14 protein-coding genes and 1 tRNA gene are annotated in these 19,319 nt (G+C 48.8%); 9 read left to right on the top strand and 6 right to left on the bottom strand.

The genetic code is table 11. From position 1 onward, the window contains the following. Positions 1-14 precede the first annotated feature (14 nt). The 6 genes from aroC to KPC83_RS04265 form a co-directional block, all read right to left on the bottom strand. Entirely contained in the window at positions 15-1,172 is a 1,158-nt protein-coding gene (gene aroC / locus KPC83_RS04290; protein ID WP_216278037.1) for a chorismate synthase, read from the bottom strand. Positions 1,173-1,183: 11 nt separating this feature from the next. Next, the gene (gene aroA / locus KPC83_RS04285; RefSeq protein WP_216278036.1) at positions 1,184-2,491 is read right to left on the bottom strand and encodes a 3-phosphoshikimate 1-carboxyvinyltransferase; all 1,308 of its coding nucleotides are present in this window, start codon (positions 2,489-2,491) and stop codon (positions 1,184-1,186) included. Positions 2,492-2,577: 86 nt separating this feature from the next. Then, a complete protein-coding gene (gene aroB, locus KPC83_RS04280; RefSeq protein ID WP_216278035.1) occupies positions 2,578-3,684 on the bottom strand; it encodes a 3-dehydroquinate synthase in 1,107 nt (368 codons plus the stop codon). 22 nt (positions 3,685-3,706) lie between these two features. Then, positions 3,707-4,645, bottom strand: coding sequence for a prephenate dehydrogenase/arogenate dehydrogenase family protein (locus KPC83_RS04275; protein ID WP_216278034.1), 939 nt, complete (start codon positions 4,643-4,645; stop codon positions 3,707-3,709). Between the two features lie 4 nt (positions 4,646-4,649). Further along, positions 4,650-5,678, bottom strand: a complete 1,029-nt coding sequence (gene aroF / locus KPC83_RS04270; RefSeq protein ID WP_216278033.1) for a 3-deoxy-7-phosphoheptulonate synthase — start codon at positions 5,676-5,678, stop codon at positions 4,650-4,652. 142 nt (positions 5,679-5,820) lie between these two features. Beyond that, positions 5,821-5,897 (bottom strand) — tRNA-Arg (locus KPC83_RS04265). 241 nt (positions 5,898-6,138) lie between these two features. Here KPC83_RS04265 and KPC83_RS04260 point away from each other — a divergent pair. From KPC83_RS04260 to mrdA, 9 genes are all read left to right on the top strand, one after another. Next, a complete protein-coding gene (locus KPC83_RS04260) occupies positions 6,139-8,673 on the top strand; it encodes an HAD-IC family P-type ATPase (protein WP_253200869.1) in 2,535 nt (844 codons plus the stop codon). 66 nt (positions 8,674-8,739) lie between these two features. Next, positions 8,740-11,400 carry an aconitate hydratase AcnA gene (gene acnA / locus KPC83_RS04255; RefSeq protein ID WP_216278032.1) on the top strand — a complete coding sequence of 887 codons (2,661 nt, stop codon included), beginning with the start codon at positions 8,740-8,742 and terminating at the stop codon, positions 11,398-11,400. A 12-nt stretch (positions 11,401-11,412) separates the two neighbouring features. Beyond that, positions 11,413-12,525: a zinc ribbon domain-containing protein gene (locus KPC83_RS04250; RefSeq protein ID WP_216278031.1), complete on the top strand. Its 1,113-nt coding sequence runs from the start codon at positions 11,413-11,415 to the stop codon at positions 12,523-12,525. Positions 12,526-12,603: 78 nt separating this feature from the next. After that, positions 12,604-13,140 (top strand): peptidylprolyl isomerase, encoded by a 537-nt coding sequence (locus tag KPC83_RS04245; RefSeq protein ID WP_216278030.1) that lies wholly within the window; start codon positions 12,604-12,606, stop codon positions 13,138-13,140. A gap of 41 nt (positions 13,141-13,181) precedes the next feature. Then, entirely contained in the window at positions 13,182-14,630 is a 1,449-nt protein-coding gene (locus KPC83_RS04240) for a tetratricopeptide repeat protein (RefSeq protein ID WP_216278029.1), read from the top strand. 35 nt (positions 14,631-14,665) lie between these two features. Then, positions 14,666-15,697 carry a rod shape-determining protein gene (locus KPC83_RS04235; RefSeq protein ID WP_216279263.1) on the top strand — a complete coding sequence of 344 codons (1,032 nt, stop codon included), beginning with the start codon at positions 14,666-14,668 and terminating at the stop codon, positions 15,695-15,697. A 15-nt stretch (positions 15,698-15,712) separates the two neighbouring features. Then, complete coding sequence (mreC, locus tag KPC83_RS04230; protein ID WP_253200868.1) at positions 15,713-16,696, top strand: rod shape-determining protein MreC; 984 nt, start codon at positions 15,713-15,715, stop codon at positions 16,694-16,696. A gap of 2 nt (positions 16,697-16,698) precedes the next feature. Further along, complete coding sequence (mreD, locus tag KPC83_RS04225) at positions 16,699-17,253, top strand: rod shape-determining protein MreD (RefSeq protein WP_216278028.1); 555 nt, start codon at positions 16,699-16,701, stop codon at positions 17,251-17,253. A 6-nt stretch (positions 17,254-17,259) separates the two neighbouring features. Continuing rightward, positions 17,260-19,314, top strand: a complete 2,055-nt coding sequence (gene mrdA, locus KPC83_RS04220; RefSeq protein ID WP_216278027.1) for a penicillin-binding protein 2 — start codon at positions 17,260-17,262, stop codon at positions 19,312-19,314. The last annotated feature ends 5 nt before the right edge of the window (positions 19,315-19,319 follow it).

Below are 19,319 nucleotides of genomic sequence, written 5' to 3'. Positions count from 1 at the left end.
TTAGGGGTTACAAATTATAACGAACGAGCGGTGGGTGGAGTAAGCGCTCCTGCCTGGAGCATAAGGTCAAGCAAGGAAAGTGCAGTAACCGCTTCCATAACTGGTACGGCTCTCGGTACGATACAAGGGTCATGGCGACCATGCACCACGAGTGAGGATGTCGTTTGGGTAGCCAAATCAACCGTGTGCTGACGTAGGCCAATCGAAGATGTTGGTTTGATAGCAGCGCGCCAGATAAGGGGGGCACCGGTGCTTATGCCACCCAGTATGCCACCTGCATGGTTTGAAATAGGAGAAACAGCATTATTAACAAGGTCATAGGGGTCATTATGCTCGCTGCCCAGCATTTCTGCGGCTGCAAAACCCGCACCAAATTCTACGCCTTTAACAGCGGGTACTCCAAATGCAAACTGAGCAATGACGTTTTCGATACCAGAAAACATGGGCTCACCAATGCCAACGGGGATTCCCCAAGCAACGGTCTCAATAATACCGCCTATTGAATCGAGCTCATCAGCAACCTCGCGTATTGTTTGCTGTGCTTTTGCTGCAATAGAAGAAGAGAGCATAGCAAGTCCATAGCTAAGCTCGTTTGCCAAAAGCTGTTGCGCTTGAGTGCTAGGCGGCTTAGCAAAGCATGATGGGTCTGAAATATTGGTCAGCGGGTCATCAATAATATGTAAATCCTTCGGACCAATCTGCGCAACATGGCTTTGAATGTGTATGCCATTACGCTGTAGTATTTGAAGAGCAATACCTCCCGCTGCACACAAAGGAGCAGTTAAACGACCAGAAAAGTGACCGCTTCCTGCTATGTCATGCCAGTTTTTATATTTGACATAAGAGACCCAATCGGCGTGCCCTGGGCGAGGATGACGCCGGAGCTCACTGTAGTCACGCGAGAGGGTGTTGGTATTAGCAATCTGTATGGCAATGGGTGCGCCACAACTATGACCATCAGCAATGCCACCAAGAACGGTAAGTGTATCCGCCTCGGTGCGTGGGGTTGAAATATCCGTGTGACCAGGTGCTCGGCGACTGCAAAATGTCTGAAGCTGCTCCATGTCAAGCTCATAACCTGCAGGCACACCATCAAGCACACAGCCAATGGCAGGGGAGTGTGATTGCCCAAAGATGCTGAGTTTTATTGCAGAGCCAATAAACGACGACATGCTATCAGCCTCTATTCGCTCAGCTCAACCACACCACGCAAGGCGCGATAGTGGTCAAAGAAGTTTGGATATGACTTTGCAACCGCTTCTGCACCGTGGATACGCACAGGATTGTTGGCGCGTGAGGCGGCAATAGCTGCCATCATGGCAATGCGATGATCTCCGGCAGCATCAACATCACCACCTGTTAGCTCATCAACTCCCTCAATGAGCAGGTCATCGCCGCGAATCTCAATATGTGCACCAAGTTGCTGAAGAGTCTGACATACCGTTTTTAAGCGATCAGACTCTTTAATGCGCAGCCGTGCGCAGTTGGTAATGCGGGAGCTTCCCTGTGCCAAACTAGCAACTGCAGCAATAATAGGCACTAAATCGGGGGTATCATGCGCATCGTAGTCAAAGCCTATAAGCTTATCGGGTCTCACTGAGGCTGATGTACCCACACGACCAACTTTAGCCCCAAAACGTGAAAGAATAGCAAGAATAGCGCGATCACCTTGAGCTGAGCTATGTGACAGGCCTGAAACCGTGATAGTGGAAGAGCCAAGAGCACCGGCGCAAAGCCAGAAGGCAGCATTAGACCAGTCTCCCTCAACCGTGCAGGTCTTGCAGGTTCGATAGTTGCCTTGTGTGCTCAGCTTGAGCTCGGGTGCCACTGTTTCTTCGCTCGGTTCAGCGACTACCGTGACACCAAAGCATTGAAGTACTTGCGCGGTGAGTGCTACATACGGAGCGCTTTCAAGGGTGCCGCGCACGAGTATCGAGCTTTCTCCGTCCATGAGTGGAAATGCCATGAGCAAACCCGATATAAACTGTGAGCTAATGTTTCCTGGCAGACTATATTCACCGGGTTGCAAGCGTCCGTTCAAGGTGAGTGGGAGTCCGTCGGTTTGACTGAGAGAACAACCCTTAGCAATCATCTCATCAGAGAGCGGGCGTAAGGGACGCTTGACGAGACGTCCTCGTCCTACAAAGTGTGCATCGCCGCCAAGCGCTGCTACAACTGGTAGTAAAAATCTCAAGGTTGAACCTGATTCACCACAATCAAGCGTTGCCCCTGCAAGAGCCTTAAGCAGGCCGTAGGCGGTGCTTTTAGGGAGCGGGTGTATATCATAACCGTCGGCACAGGGGGTAATGCGCGCGCCGAGAGATGTTAGACAGCCAATGGTTGCCTCTATGTCTTCACAGCTGGTATTACAGCTAATATGCGTATCACCGTTTGCGAGAGCTGCAGCAATAATCATGCGGTGTGCAACTGATTTAGATGCAATAGCGTCGATGCTTCCGTGGAGCTTTTGAGGTGTGATGGTAGCAATCATATATTTACTCCCTTATGTAAGAATTCTCATCAGTATACGCGCCGCTCATGAGACAGATATGGTGGTGTGTTCGAGCCAGGAAATGCCTATATGCTGTACGTGTTTGCATACTCATAGGGCGTGTAACCTGATGCAATGAAGCTGGTAAGTTCGCTGAGGGCTATCGCTTTGATGTGAACCTTACCAATCTCTTCAATCACAATCATATTGAGGTGAGCGTCATGTCGCTTTTTGTCTGAAGCGGCAAGTTTTGCAAGCATATCTGGCTCAAGTGTGGTTGCGGTTGGGAGTCCATGCTGAGCACAAACGGCCTCAATACGTTGAGCCACTGCATGTGGGCAAAGACCTTGTGCTGCTGAGGCTCGAGCAACAATGCACATACCCAGTGCTACACAGCTTCCATGGCCGAGTGTAAAATCTGTGGCAGCTTCAACTGCGTGTCCAATAGTGTGACCAAGGTTGAGTGTTTGTCGCAGACCATGCTCAAGCTCATCAGCTTCAACTATATCGCGCTTGATGGCAATACAGGTAGCGATAATGTTTTCAAACCGCGCGTAGTCAAGAGGTGTCTGTATGGGAGGCATGTTCTCTAGTAGGCAAAACAGCTCAGGGTCGGCCAAAACACCGTATTTTATGACCTCACCAAGACTATCTATAAGAAGGCTTGTATCGATGGTGTCCAAGCAATCAATACTGGCAAGTACTGCACGTGGTTGCCAAAAAGCCCCTGCAAGATTTTTACCATGTTCAAGGTTTACCGCGGTTTTTCCGCCCACTGATGAATCTACCATGGCAAGCAGTGAGGTAGGAATTTGAATATAGGCGCAGCCTCGCATATAACTTGCCGCTGCATAGCCGGTAAGGTCGCCAACAACACCTCCGCCAAGTGCACAAATAACATCATCGCGGGTAAGGGGAATAGAGGCAGCATATTCAAGTAAATCCGTAAGAACAGAAAAACGCTTAGACTCTTCTCCGGCATGTACCACAAATGAATGTACGCAAAACCCAGCCTCTTCAAGTGATGTGGTACAGGTCTCACCATAGAGCGGCCAGACGTGGTTGTCAGAGACAATGAGGGCACGTCGTCCTGAAACAACAGGCGCTGCTATTGTTCCGAGTTTTGAGAGAATTTGGGCACCTAATACGACATCGTAGCTTTGACTTTTCGCTGAGATAGAAATATGTTGCATAGCTATTCCTTTACGATGAAGTTCAGCTGGTTTTAGAGCCATCTAGCGCGCGTTTGCGCGTGTCACCTTCAGCAAGCAGGGCATAAAGCGCAGAAACATCTTGCGAGTCGAGCGCATCTCGGTAGGCACGTAAAGAGGCAATTAAAACATCAAGTTCTTCTAAAAGATCATCACGGTTTGTCATCATAAGCTCAGACCACATAGTAGGATTGAGATGTGCTACTCGTGTAAGGTCTTTGTAGCTACCTGCTGAAAAGCCATGATGGTGCGCTGCGGTTGGACTTTTTACATAGGCATTTGAAACTACATGCGCAAGTTGGCTGGTAAAGGCAATTATGCGATCGTGCTTCTCGGGTGTAGTAACTGAGAACTGTGCAAAGCCTGCCGGCTTGAGTAGCTGATGAATACGGTCGAGCAGGTTCAGCCGCTCAATATCAGGAAGAGCAGGAGGCACTAAAACCATAGGGGCACCCTGAAATAAGTCTGCGCGCGCGTGTGCAAAACCAGAGTTTTCTTTGCCTGCCATGGGATGCGCCCCACAAAAGCTAAACCCAACGCGGCTGGCAAGTTCAAAGGCATAGGTACAGAGCTCGCGTTTAGTGCCCGCAGCGTCAATAACAACAGGGTGTGTTCCTATGTCGTGAGCGTGGGTATTCAGCCAGTCTATACAGGCTTGCGGATACGTGGCAAGAATAATCAAATCGCACTGTGCAATGCAGTTTGTACTCAGCTCTCCTGAAATCGTTTCAATTGATGCAGCAGCAAAGGTATCGTGATGAGGGTCTTCGGCATACACGGTCCAGCCAGCAGCTGCATAAGCTCTTGCAAAACTGCCCCCAATAAGACCAAGACCAACAATACCAATAACCGGTGTATCAACACGTTTGTGCTGCTGCGCTTGTGCGTTAGTATTGCTGGGAGAATCTATGATGAGCTGTGTTGTATGTGGAATGTCTTGCATACGCTTAGCTTATCTGCGCCGGTTGAGCATGCGTGATTGCTCGGATAGCACGAATCTGCTCCATGAGTTTGTCAAAAGCATCAGGTGTGAGCGCCTGAGCACCATCAGACCAAGCTTTGCTGGGGCAATCATGAACTTCAATTTCAAGACCATCTGCGCCTGCTGCTACGGCTGCAAGGGCAATCGGTCCAACATAGCGCGTGTAACCCGTTGCATGACTTGGGTCAGCGACAATCGGTAGATGAGATAGGTGATGCACAACCGGTATGGCATTTACATCAAAGGTATTGCGAGTACGTGTTTCGTAGGTGCGAATACCACGTTCACACAAGATAACATGAGGATTTCCTTCACTCATAATGTATTCGGCAGCCATTAACAGCTCATCAATTTGTCCCGCCAAGCCTCGTTTAAGCAGCACAGGTGTTTTGGTTTTGCCAAGCTCTTTTAGAAGTGAAAAGTTTTGCGCATTGCGTGCTCCTACCTGCAGCACGTCAATTTTATAGTTTGCAAAGAGCTCAATATCGCGAACATCCATAATTTCGGTAACGATAGGCATATCAAGCTCATCGGCTGCCTCACGCAAGAGCTTAAGCCCTGCCTCACCCATGCCTTGATATGCGTAAGGGCTGGTACGTGGCTTGTACGCACCACCGCGCAACATGGTTGCACCCGCTGCTTTTACTCGACGGGCAATCTGTATGAGATTGTCGCCTTCAACTGAACAAGGACCTGCAATCACTTGAAATTGCCCGCCGCCAATGAAAACACCGTGCCCACAGTCAATAACGCTATCTTGGGGCTGAAAGCTACGATTTGCCTGCTTAAAAGGCTCAGAGACGCGCTGAACACGCTCAACAATGTCCATTGATTCAAGTAAGAAGGGGTCTATTTTGGTAGTATCACCAACAAGACCAATGACAATCTCATTTTCGCCTTCACTATAGTGTGTAACCAGTCCTTTTTGTTCAATCCACTGGCGTAAGTGAGCAACAGCCTGAGTAGGTGCTGACTTTTTTAAGATGGCAATCATGCATCCTCCACGTAAACTCATTTTTGCGTGCAGCCTAGTCTATCCCAAGCGCTCTATTTTGCAGGGGCATGTTAGAAAATGTATTCAGTTGGTCACAAACCAAGTTGTTGTATGTAGGAAAAGGGTAGCAAAGCATCAAAACTGGTGCCCCGTATAGGGTTCGAACCTACGACCTTCTGCTCCGGAGGCAGACGCTCTAATCCACTGAGCTAACGGGGCACATGCAAATCTGCATTATAGCCAACTCAGCATAGCCCGGCAACGATAAATATCTCGCTTGCAGGAAGAGAACAAGCTCTTATCTCTCTTAGAACAAGCTAAGCACGCAGGCAAAATTGATGTGCCTGATACGTTAATCATAGGTTAGATACGCTTTAGTATTTCTTATTTTTTGTAAAACTTACTCCTATGTTAGACTCTTTCAAGTCAAATTCTTGTTGTTCACTCGATTTGGAAACACATGACATATTCGCAGAACATTTCAGATAATGTGTGCTCACGTGCGTCAAATAAGATGTTGGATACCCAAACGCCGCTTACGGGTTTGAGCTCCTCTGAAGTTGAGGAGCGTATTTTAGCAGGTCAGGTTAACCGGCGCGTTGAGCTTAAAACTAAATCAATCAAGCAGCTTATTATCGAGAACCTTTGCACGGTTTTTAACCTCATTAATTTGATGCTTGCTTTGCTGGTTATAAGTACCGGTTCGTGGAAAAACCTGACTTTTTTAGGCGTTGTTATTCTTAATACGGGCATTGGAATGGCTCAGGCCATCCGCTCAAAACGTATGGTTGATCGATTAACGTTATTGACAACTCATCAAGCGCGGGTTATGCGTGATGGAAAAGAGCAGCGCATAGACCTTGAGGCTATTGTGCGTGATGACATAATTCGCCTTGGTAGAGGCGATCAAATTCCCGCTGATGCTGTTGTTGTATCGGGTAGCTGCCAGGTTAATGAGGGTTTATTAACCGGTGAAAGCAATCTCATTGAAAAAACACTGGGCTCGCCGCTCATGAGCGGTAGTTTTGTTGATGCAGGAACGGTGCTTGCTCAGGTAATACACGTAGGCACTGATAACTATGTTGCAAAAATCAACATGGAAGCTAAGTATGTAAAGCAGGTCAACTCCGAGATTATGAGCACCTTACAGCATATTGTTCGCTTTGCTGGCGCGCTCATGCTGCCTATTGGTATAGCGCTTTTTATTGCGAGTGCGCATAAGCTGTATGTACTGTCAGGCGGCGCTGTTGATAGCCCCAGCATGCTCACTTGGCTGCTTAATCAGGTTCAACAGGGACGGGTTTTAGATAGCGCCATTTTGTCAACCGTTGGCGCTTTGCTAGGTATGATTCCGCAAGGCCTCGTACTTCTTACCTCATCGGTTTTAGCAATTGCTACCGTGCGTCTAGCGCGTCGTCATGTATTGGCACAGCAGCTCTACTGTATTGAAACCTTAGCGCGTGTTGATGTTTTATGTTTGGATAAAACAGGTACCATTACCTCAGGCGCCATGCATGTTGAAGACATTCATTTGCTTGAAATCCACGATGCTGCAGGTGCGCAATCACCGTCGCTTGTTTATCTTTCAGACCTACAACAGATACTCACAAGCTTGGCGCACGCACATGCCGATGACCCCAACGAAACCGGCAAAGCGCTTCTGGCGTACGCTCGAGCGCATGCGCTGGTTCCATGGAACGCCCAGCAGCTTATTCCGTTTTCCTCGGCTAAAAAGTGGAGTGGCGCTTCGTTTGCTGAGGGTTGTTTTGTGATGGGCGCTGCTCAGTTTATACTTGATGCATCAAGTGTTAACGCACTTGCTCCTCAGCTTGAAAAGCTTTCGGCACATGCACGTGTTTTGGTGCTTGCTGAGGTTGATGGCTTTGATGCACAAGGTGATATTCAGGGTGCAGCGAGGCCTCTTGGCTTTGTCAGCATCACCGATGAAATTCGCGCTTCAGCGCCAGAAACCATTGCTTATTTTATTGAGCAAGGCGTGAAACTTATGGTTATCTCAGGTGATGATCCACGCACGGTGGCACATATTGCCAAGCATGTGGGCATTCCGCATGCTGATGCATGGGTAGATGCAACCACGCTTCAAAGCGATGATGATATACGGGAGGCCTGCGCCGGCAAATGCATTTTTGGACGGGTGACTCCACAGCAAAAGCGCTCCCTTGTATCGGCGCTTAAGGCAGCTGGGCATACTGTTGCCATGACTGGTGATGGGGTAAACGACGTGCTTGCCCTAAAAGAAGCGGATTGTTCAATTGCGATGGCGGCGGGCTCAGATGCTGCGCGCAATGTGGCAGAACTTGTGCTGGTTAAGAATGACTTTGCTGCCATGCCTGAGGTTGTAGCAGAGGGTCGCCGTTCAATCAATAATCTTCAGCGCTCAGCTGCGCTCTTTTTAACAAAGACACTCTTTTCTGCCGGGCTTGCGGCGCTGTGTATTTTCTTGCCTCCGTATCCGTTTAATCCGCTCCAGATGACCTTGATAAATTTGTTTTGCATTGGCTTGCCAGGATTTGTGCTTGGACTTGAGCCCAATCATGAGCGCGTGCAGGGTAGCTTTATCGTACATGTTGTGCGACACGCCGCTCCAGCCTCGCTTGCGGTTATGGTGGGAGCCTGTGTTGCAAAAGCTTTCACGCCACTGTTTGGTCTAAGCTTGTTAGAGCTCAGCACTGCCTCACTCATTGCAACTGCACTTGTTGGACTTTGTTTAATTATACGTTTGGCGCAACCCCTAACAGCTCTTCGCTTGGTACTTATCGTAGTTGTGGTAGCAGGTCTTTTAACGGGTATTATTGGCCTGCGCGATTTTTATGGCATAGCACTTCTTACGCCGTCTACGCTTGCGGTGACGGCTCTTGCATCAATGGGTGCGGTTGTAAGTTATCTGGGTGCGCGGCTACTCTTTGCGCGCTACGGTGCCCGCATTGAATCGTGGCTTATGCTGCAAACTCGTGCTCGTTCAGTTACAAATTAAACTCTTCAAGGTCTATGGGCATCTCACATGTAATACTAGGGTTTCCATTGCCTTGAGAGGAGACTTATGCCACTGTCACGTTTTGCCGAACACCACTTGAGCATAGGCTCTGACCAGTATGTAATTTATACACCGCATGAACTACCAGGTGCCCGGCACATTCCTGTTGTGCTGAGAGTGCTTGCAGAAAATGTTTTGCGTTGCGTGAGTGACCCTGAGCGCGCACAGGCTATGGCTCTAGCTATTGTTCAAGCAGGGCTCAACAAGCAGGCAGGTTCTGAAATAGAATTTATGCCATCGCGTGTGTTATATCAGGATTTTACCGGTGTTCCGGTATTTGTTGATTTTGCTGCTATGCGTGATGCTGCGGCTGAGCGCGGCGGCGATCCAAAGCGGGTGAATCCGCGCATTCCCTGCACGCTTGTTATTGACCACTCGGTTACTGCCGATGTTGTTTCATGTTCTTCAGCCGCATGTGAGAATGGGCGCATAGAGGCTGAGCGCAATGCGGAGCGCTTTGCGTTTCTAAAGTGGAGTTCTCAGCATTTTGACCAAGTAACCATTGTTCCGCCTGGCGTTGGTATTTGCCACCAGCTCAATATTGAGCGTTTCTGCCAAATTGCTATGGAAGGGCCATCTCACACCGCCGGCAAGGCTCTTGGTTTTGATACCTTAGTTGGCACGGATTCGCATACGCCTACGGCAAATGGAGTGGGAGTATTAGGCTGGGGTGTTGGTGGTATTGAAGCTGAGGCAGCTGCTCTGGGGCAAGCTATTAGTATGTTGGTACCACAGGTAATCGGGGTCAAGCTGACAGGTAAGCTCTCCGGTAGCGCCTCTGCGATGGATGTTGCTCTAACCTTTGCAGAGCGTTTGCGTGCGCGTGGAGTTGTTGGTTGCTTTATTGAATGCTTTGGTGAGGGATTGGCAACACTCAGCGCAACTCAACGTGCAACTATTGCTAATATGACACCTGAATACGGGGCTACTGCAACCTTTTTCCCAGCTGATGAGGCAGTACTTGCTCAGCTTGAGCTCTCGGGCCGGACGCCAGAGCAAATCGAGCGCACGCGCGCCTATCTTGAGGCGCAAGAGCTTCTTAATCTCTCGCTCACTGAGGATATGTATGCTGAGGTTATAGAGATTGACCTGTCAGAAATTCGCCCAGTTTTAGCTGGTCCTTCGCGCCCGCATAATCGGGTTGATATAGCAAATCTCAAAGAACGTTTTGAGGGCGTTGCAAAAGAGCATGGACGCACACTTGGTGAGAGCTTTACGGTGAGCTTTAATGAAACAAACTATGCAATAACTCATGGTGCGCTTGCAATTGCTGCTATTACCAGCTGTACCACAGCTACCGATCCAGCCATGATGATAGCCGCTGGTCTATGTGCTCAGCGTGCTTGTGAGCTGGGAGCTCAGAGTGTGCCTTGGGTCAAGAAGGTGCTGGCTCCTGGCAGTCATGCAACTACTGATTTATTAGCTCGCGCTGGTTTATTAAGCTCTCTTGAGCAGCTTGGTTTTTCTATCTGTGGTTATGGGTGTATGTCATGCATTGGCAATTCGGGTTCAATTTTTGAGTCTTTGCGCACTCATGCGCAACAATGTGAGCTTGCCAGTGTTTTGTCAGGCAACCGCAATTTTGATGGTCGAATTAACCCTGATGTTGCACAAAACTATCTCGCGGCACCAAGTCTTGTGATTGCCTACTCGCTTGCGGGTACTATCGCTATCAATCTTGAAGAAGAACCGGTATGCATGGGCACGAACGGTCCGGTCTATCTCAGTCAGCTTTTGCCTACCGATGATGAGGTCATAAGTGTGCTTCGTGATGTGCTTGATAGGGACTTGTATGAAGTAGCAGCACATCGTGCAATGGAGGGTGATGCAAGCTGGCAGGCGCTTGAGGTTGCAGCGGGTGATACGTTTAGCTGGGACGCGCAATCAAGTTATGTGCGTCGTCCGTCATACTTTGAAGATGCCACTCCGCAAACAGAGATTCAACTACATGATGCACGTGCTCTGGTAGTTCTTGGAGACTTTGTCACCACTGACCACATTTCTCCGGCAGGTGCCATCTCTGTTGATTCGCCCGCCGCCGCCTATTTAAGCGCTCAAGGTATTGCACCTGAGCATTTCAATTCGTATGGTTCGCGCCGAGGCAATCATGAGGTTATGATGCGCGGCACCTTTGCGAATGTTCGACTTGAAAACTACCTTGCTAAGGGGAAGCAAGGCGGCTATACCTATAATCACCTTCGCAATGAGATTACTAGCATTTTTGAGGCTGCCGAGGATTTACGTCATGCAGGAGTTGCTGAGATTATTCTTGCGGGAAAGATGTACGGTTCGGGGTCATCGCGTGACTGGGCAGCAAAAGGCCCTGCTCTGCTAGGCGTTAAGGTGGTCATTGCTGAGAGTTTTGAGCGTATTCATCGTTCAAATCTTATAGGCATGGGTATTTTGCCGCTTGAATTTTTGCCGGGTGATACCGTAGATACGCTTGGTCTTACTGGTCATGAGTTTTTTTCTATGGAGCCACTTAATTTGGTAGATGCAGCTCAGCAAGTGGTCTATGTTCAAATGTATGCACGTTCATCTGAGGGCTTGCTTACACAGTTTACTTGTCGTGTTCGCATTGATACTCCAACAGAGGCACAATATCTTGCTGCGGGAGGAATCTTGCCCTTTGTACTTGATGCATGTATGAGCTCTCAAGTTCAGTAGAAAGGACTGCTTGTGATTTGCCCACACTGCCTTATGACTGTTGCGGATGAGACATCGTTTTGTCCACATTGCCATGCGTATATGGCAGCCTCCGGCGAGTCCACAGAGCATACGTTCATCTTTTGCGAGGGCTGTGGTGCACGTCTGTCAGCTCATGATAGAACCTGTGCAAAATGTGGGCGACCAGCTCCTGGAATTTTGTCAACTAGTTCTTCCTCTGAAGACTTGGCAGCAGGTAAAACAGCTGGATTTCCGCGGCTTACGCAAAATTTAATTGATACCTCAGTACCAGATTCTATAGAGCTTACTGCTTCGCTTGAGTGCTACTCAGAATCAACTGCCGACCCTTTCGCAACCGATGTATTGCCAGTTGAAGCAGTAACTGAGGCAGAACAAGCTGCTCAAGCGTCTATGCCTGATCGCTATCATGCACCGAATGCGCGCATCACGCGCACGCATGTGATACTTGTACTTGCAGCCTGTGTTATAGCTGCAGGTATATATATTGTTGCTGTTGACCCTTGGGGTTTGATGCCTCGCCTAATGGCTCAGATTCAGCAATCGGCGCGTGAAATGTATCCGAGTCGCTATGGTTCGAGTACTGGAGCGCAAACAGAGCGTGAGCCCATAGATGACAAGGCTCAAGAGACACAGGATACTATGCTGAGTGAAGCACAGGCATATCGCAATCTAACAAATATCTATACAACTATCGTGGCGCAACACGATGCACTTGAACAGATTATCAATGACTTTAATTCGTCATTTTTAGCTAGCAATCCAGATGCGCGAGCTGACGGCTCTGCAAGTGCCTATGCGGCACGCGATTTGTTGCAAGATTGCCTAAACAAGCTGGATACTATCCAGCTTGCTGACGGGTCGGGTTACGCCGATACGGTAGCGCATCTAAAAGAGCTTGCCTCATGGGTTCTTGAGCGCGTGGGAATGTATTGTGCTGCATGGGACATTTCTCGGTCTTATATAGGAAGCGATAAACCAGCGCAGCACCAAGATGAAATTCTTGCCCCTTTGCGCGAGCGTGCTGAACTAGATGCTCAGGCACGTGATAACTTTTTTGCTCATCAACACCAATATCAGCCAAAACCACCCGAGAACAAACGCTAACTTGCATGGTTCATTCGTGAATAGCCTATATCCTTGCTAAAATTGTAAGGATATAGGCTTGAATACGTTAGGACAGCTATGTTTGGAACTGAACTTCATACACCTGATTATCAGCTTTTAGGCAACGAAATTGCCCTTATTGAGACTTCACGCGGAACAATTCGGGTAAAGCTTGATAGCGATGGCGCACCTATCCACGTTGCTAACTTCTGCGAGCTTGCAACTATGGGATTTTATGATGGTCTAAAGTTTCATCGCTATGTCCCTGGCTTTGTTATTCAGGGCGGATGCCCTCATACCCGTGATATGAGCCCAGAGGCTGTTGCTGCGGGAGAGCCAGGGGTCGATGGCATGCCAGGTACAGGTGGACCTGGCTGGAATATCAAGGCTGAGTACATGACCAATCCGCGCAATCTTCATAATGATGGAGCGCTTGCTATGGCTCGTTCAATGGCACCCGATTCCGCTGGGTCTCAGTTCTATTTTTGCTTAGGTGCTCAACATAATTTAGATGCTAACTACACGGTCTTTGGGCAAACTGAGGACGGATTTGAGGTTATTCAGAGCCTGCGTGCAGGTGATGTTATTGAACGGGTACAAATTATTCAAGCATAAAGCAGCTGGTAGTTTGACGTTTATTAAAAAGGGGAGAACTCGTGGACGTACAGATTTTTGAGCAAGCGCGTGCTGCCTATCAGTCAGGTGATTTTGCGGGTGCCGCGCAGATGTTTTCTGCTTCTCACGATACCGCAGAACCTGCAGGAGAGGCTGAACATCTTCGAGGTAACTCCTTGATGCGGCTTGGTCGCTATCAGGAAGCTGCTGAGGCCTATGGTCAGGCACTCCAAGATGCGTCATATGCAAAACGAGGTGCGCTTTTCACCAATCAGGGTAAGGCCTATGTAGCTGCTGGAAACCCTGCGCTGGCAAAAGCTGCTTTTATGCATGCCACAGAAGATGCAAGTTATGCAACGCCGTATAAGGCACATCTTGGTTTAGGCGATATAAATTTCGCTGAAGGAAATACCACTGAGGCTGGTGTGGCGTATCGTCATGCTGCAATTGATGGTTCAAACCCCGCACCCGCTCTTGCGCTCACCAAGTTAGGCTCCTGCTTTTTGTTGCTCAATCGTCCGCAAGACGCTCTCGAATCATTCCGAACGGCTTCAGATTTTATGGGTGCAAACGAGGGACACGGTGCAGCCTTTGCTGGTATGGGAATGGCACAGTTTGCATTGGGAAAAATCCGTGAGGCAGCTGAAGCTTTTGATCAGGCTGCATCTGATGCAAGCTATCAGTTTACGCCTGAACAGGCACAGACGGCACAACAAGTTCACGATATGCAGGCAGCCAAGAACGCGCTTGCTCCGCAGCCGCAAACTGGTATAGACCCACTTGACCCGCTTGGTCAGTCAGGTGCCTTTATGCCTGACCCTTCTGATACGGGGTTTTTCACCCTCACTGAGTCTGAAATGATTCAGCAAGACCGCCGCGATCAAAAGGTTCGTCGCCGGCATCGTCATGTTGGTCTCAAAATCTTTTTAACCTTCTTTGTTTTGTTGCTGCTAGCAGCAGGCGGTTTAGCATTTGCCTATACACAAGGAATTGGCTATCCCAGCCAGCAAGATGTTGTGAGCAACTTATTTAATGCGGTAACCGATGGAACAGATACCAATGCATATCTAGCACCGGGGCTCACTGAAGAAGCTAAGCGTGTTCTTGTATCGAGTATTCCTGTGGGAGCTACCCCAAGCATTGAGGGACTTGACCGTTCTATGACAAGTTCAACAGCTACGGTCAAAGCCACGCTGTCGCGCGGTGGAACTCAAAATTATCGCGTTGACTTTGTCCGTTCGGGCATTGGCTGGACAGTTTCAAACATTATTCTTGATTTTGGTGATACCAACGCTACTCCAGCATCGTCGGGTTCAACTTTGAGCAGTGAGGGCACATCAACAAGCACTGAGCCTAATTCAGCTCCAGCTCATGCGGCTACTACCGAGGCTACGCCCACCACAGACATGAGCAGCTCCACAGCTGCGCCCACCAGTCCAGATACTGCCTCATCTACGTCTGAGACAGCTGATACTCCGCACACTAACTAAGTCAGTTTGGATAGGGGATTACCTTGTTTTCGTTCATGGATATGCTCTTTGGTCAGTATGACGGAGATTTAGCAATTGATTTGGGCACAGCAAATACGCTTGTCTCTGTGCGTGGCAAAGGTATTGTTTTGCGTGAGCCTTCTGTTGTTGCTATTGATAAGAATGACGAACGCATTCTTGCGGTAGGTATAGAGGCTAAACGTATGCTGGGAAGAACTCCCGGTAATATCGTTGCTGTTCGCCCTCTAAAAGATGGTGTGATTGCAGACTTTGATGTCACCGAGGCCATGCTTCGCTATTTCATTGATAAAGCAAGCGAAAAGCGCTACCCCTGGACACCACGACCACGCGTTGTTGTGTGCGTGCCATCTGGTGTTACCTCGGTTGAAAAGCGTGCGGTTTTTGAGGCTACAATTTCTGCAGGCGCTCGTCAGGCCTATCTTATTGAAGAGCCTATGGCAGCAGCAATTGGCGCTGATTTGCCTGTTGAGGAGCCCACTGGTTCGATGGTAATTGATATTGGCGGCGGCACCACTGAGGTTGCGGTGATTGCTATGGGCGGCATCGTCGTTTCGCAGTCAATTCGTATTGCTGGCGATGAATTTGACCAGGCCATCTTAACTCATGTACGCGATGCCTATAACCTTGCCATTGGTGAGCGCACCGCAGAAGACATTAAGATAAAGGTTGGCTCGGCAGTTCCTCTAAAAGATGAGCTTGACGTTGAAGTTAATGGGCGCGATGTCATTTCTGGTTTGCCAAAAACAGTACGCATTGAAAGCGAAGAGATTCGCCGCGCGCTAAATAAACCACTTGATGAGATGACAAAAGCCGTTAAAGATGCACTGGACGCAACTCCGCCCGATTTAGCTTCCGACCTTATGTATTATGGCATTTTGCTGACTGGCGGCGGCGCTATGCTACGTGGATTAGATGTTCGTTTGCGCGATGAAACCGGTGTGTCTGTTAATGTAAGTCCAACAGCACTTGATAATGTAGTTAATGGTTGTGCGAGGGTACTTGAGGCAAATGCTTTTGACGGTACCTTTGTTCAGAGTAATGCTTAAGGAGGCGCCGATACCTTGGCGCGTTCTCCCAAAAAGGCGGCTCAACTAAAAAGTAGGCGTCCCGAAACTGGTTTTCGACGGCTTATTGTGTGTTGCATCTGTGCTATGTTGATGCTTACGCTGTATCTCCGTGAAGGCAGTGAGGGACCCTTACATCTTGTACGCCAAGGTGTGGCTGTTATCGCTACCCCTCTTCGCGTGGTAGGCTCCGCACTTGCTACTCCGTTTGATGCGCTGGCAAACACTGCGTTTAATTTGGGGGCATCTGAGGCTACGCTGAGTGAACTTAAAGCAGAAAACGAACGCTTAACTGCTGAGATTGCAAAGCTTAAAGAGGCTGAAGCGACAGCACGTCGCCTTGAAGCCTTAGTTTCTTTGCAATCAAATTATAAGCTTACCAGCACCGCCGCTCGAATTATTGGGTGTGCAAACGACTCGTGGACGCAGACGGTAACTCTTGATAAAGGCTCTCGTGATGGTTTTGCACTGGGAATGCCCGTTTGCAATGCAGGTGGTGTGTTGGGCCAGATTATTGAGGTGTCACCAACAAGCTCCGTTGTTCGTCTTATTACCGATGAACAATCAGGGGTATCAGCCATGATTCAAAACTCTCGTGCACAAGGAACACTCAAAGGACAGCCCGATGGCAGCTTGCGTCTAAGCTATGTTCCGGCTGAGGCTGAGGTAAAGGCAGGAGATATTGTTATTAGCTCTGGACTTGGCGGTGTTTTTCCTAAAGGATTGCCTTTGGGAACGGTGAGCTCAGTTGAAAAGACCGCTAATGCAATCTATTACACAATTGTTGTTCGCCCGCAGTCGAGTGCCGAGAATAATGAGGAAGTACTGGTTATCACGGCTCTGAGCCAAGAGCACACACCAACTGCTGATGAAGTTAGCTCAGCCAATTCAACACCTGCGGGTGGCGCGGCAGCGCAAGCTGAGAATGCAAATACCGCAAACGCGCCTGATGCTTCCGCTGAAGAATCGACGGGGGAATAAACATGCTATCGTCAGCCGATACCCACCCTCGCCGCCGTGGTTTACCAATTGCTGTGATTGTTGTTGCGCTGGTGTTGCAAATAGGTCTTGTTCCGCATATTTCACTTTTTGGTGCGCGTCCCAACTGCATGATGGCCTTAGCCGTTGGTATGTCGCTCGGTATGCAGCCGGGTAACGCAGTGCTTCTTGGCTTTGGAGCTGGACTAGTATTTGACTTGACATCTAGTTTGCCTATAGGGCTTATGACAGGCATCTTATCGATTGGCTGCTTTGCTATTTCAAGTGTAAGCAAATCTATGCAACGTGGTGTAACTCAGCACAATATTCGTCTCAGTGCCATTACGATATTCTCGATAACGCTCATATATGCACTTGCCTTAGTAATTCTTCGCATCGAGTTAAACATCGTGAATTCCCTGTTAATCTCTGGTGTTTTGTCCGCTGCGTTTACGTTGATACTTTGCTTGCCAGCTCTGGCATTAGGACACAGTTTTGAGCGTGGGCGGAGTTTCTCTGGCACATCTGGTGTGGCAAAACGCTATAAGGTTTTAAGGTAAGCCAGTATGGATGCCCAGCTGGTTGTTATCATTGCAGGCGCTCTTTTAGTGCTTGCTATCATAGGCTCTTTGATGTTTATGCGCGGCTATTCGGGGCGTTTTACCTTTGATACTAAAAGTGGTACACGACCTCGTGCAAGTGGTGGTAGTTCAAATAGCACTGATGTATCGCTCAAGGGTCGATTAACGCTATTAACTGGAGGTGTGGCTGTAGCGCTGAGTGCGCTGGTGGCTAAGCTCTGGTCTATGCAGATGGTATCGAGCGACTACTACGAGAAGCTTGCAGAAGAAAACCGAACACGAACGGTAACCACACCGGCACCGCGTGGTCGAATTCTTGATAGAGATGGTGTGCCTCTGGTAACCAATCGTGCTACGCTGCAACTTGCCGCTTATCGAGACCTTGCAAACGATACCCTGATTGTGCGCCATCTCGCTAATCTTTTAGGTGTTCCTGCGATTGTTGTCACGCGTTCCATTCAAGATTATGCGCAGAGCGCTCAAAGCCTTCACACGATTGCACACGATGTAAGACGTTCAACGGTTGCCTATATTCAAGAGCATGGACTTGAGTTTGAGGGTGTTGAGGTTGTGGAGGGTACGGTACGCTCGTATCCTTTTGGCAGCCTTGCGAGCCATGTGCTGGGTTATACCGGCACCGTTACCCAAGAACAGCTCAAAGCCCAGAAAGAGCGTCAAGAGGCGGAGGAGAACCAAGAAGGCAAGCTGATATATATGTCGGGCGATATTGTTGGTCAGGCAGGCGTTGAGTATCAGTACGAAAACCTCTTACAAGGTGTGCGCGGTGAGCAGACTGTACGCGTTGATTCAACAGGTTCGGTTATAGCTTTAGCAGGGGAAGTGCCCGGACAGGCAGGGTCTGATATTAAACTCACCATCTCACTCAAGATTCAGCAGGCATGCGAAGAAGCAATACAGTTGGGTATCAAAACAGGAATCGCAACAGGCAATGCTGCAGATGCTGGTGCCGTGCTGTGTATGGATTGCACGAATGGTGAGATTTTGGGTTTAGCTAGCTACCCGTCGTTTGACCCTTCTGTTTTCATCGGAGGCGTATCTCAGGCAGATTGGGAGCGCTTAAACGGAGATAATTCTGGAACACCCATGGTAAACCGGGCAATTTCTGGTCAATATATGTCCGCATCAACCATTAAGGCACTCTCAGCTCTTGCAGCCCTTGAATATGGCACTTATTCACGCGGTCAATCAACAAACTGTGTGGGCTGGTGGACAGGTTTGGGTGAAAGCTCAGGAAAGTGGTGCTACAACCATGATGGCCATGGCGTCCAAAACTTACGTCAGGGTATTGTTAACTCATGCGACTCAGTTTTTTATGACATTGGCAAGGCCTTTTACTATGACGAAAAAAACTCCGAAGGCTTGCAAACGCTGTTCAGTCGGTGGGGGCTGGGAGTAAAAACGGGCATCGACTTGCCGGGCGAGGCTGAGGGTCGTGTTCCAACGCCTGAGTGGAAACATGACTACTTTAGTAATTGGTCTGATGGTGACCGTGCATGGAATCCAGGCGATATACTCAATATCATAATTGGGCAGGGTGACATCTTGGTAACGCCTCTTCAAATGGCAAGCGTATATGCAGGTATTGCTCGTGGTGGCACACAATTTGTGCCTCATATCTTCCACTCGGCCATCTCGCAGGACAGCGGGCAAGATGCTGTACGCTATACGCCCAAAGAACATATTAGAGCTAATCTTCATGACCCAGATGATTTGAGCTTTATACAAGATGCTCTTCAAGGAGTTATTTACGAAGAAACCGAATCAATTGCAAAGCATTTTCGTAATATGAGTGTAACAGTTGCAGGAAAAACGGGAACCGGACAAAAAAATGGCAAAGATGACTTTGCTTGGTTTGTTGCCTATGCCCCGGTTGAAGACCCCAAATACGTAGTAGCAGTCCTTATTGAACAGGGTGGCTTTGGTGGTGTAGCTGCGCTTCCAGCGCTTCGCCATGTGCTGGGTGCGCTGTATGATGAAGAAGATACGGCAAGTTATGAAGGCTCCGACCGTACACGTTAGAGAGA

The sequence above is a fragment of the Collinsella sp. zg1085 genome (assembly GCF_018889955.1).
GTDB lineage: Bacteria > Actinomycetota > Coriobacteriia > Coriobacteriales > Coriobacteriaceae > Collinsella.
Note: the sequence above shows the minus strand (reverse complement) of the source record. Positions and strands in the feature narration are given on the sequence as shown.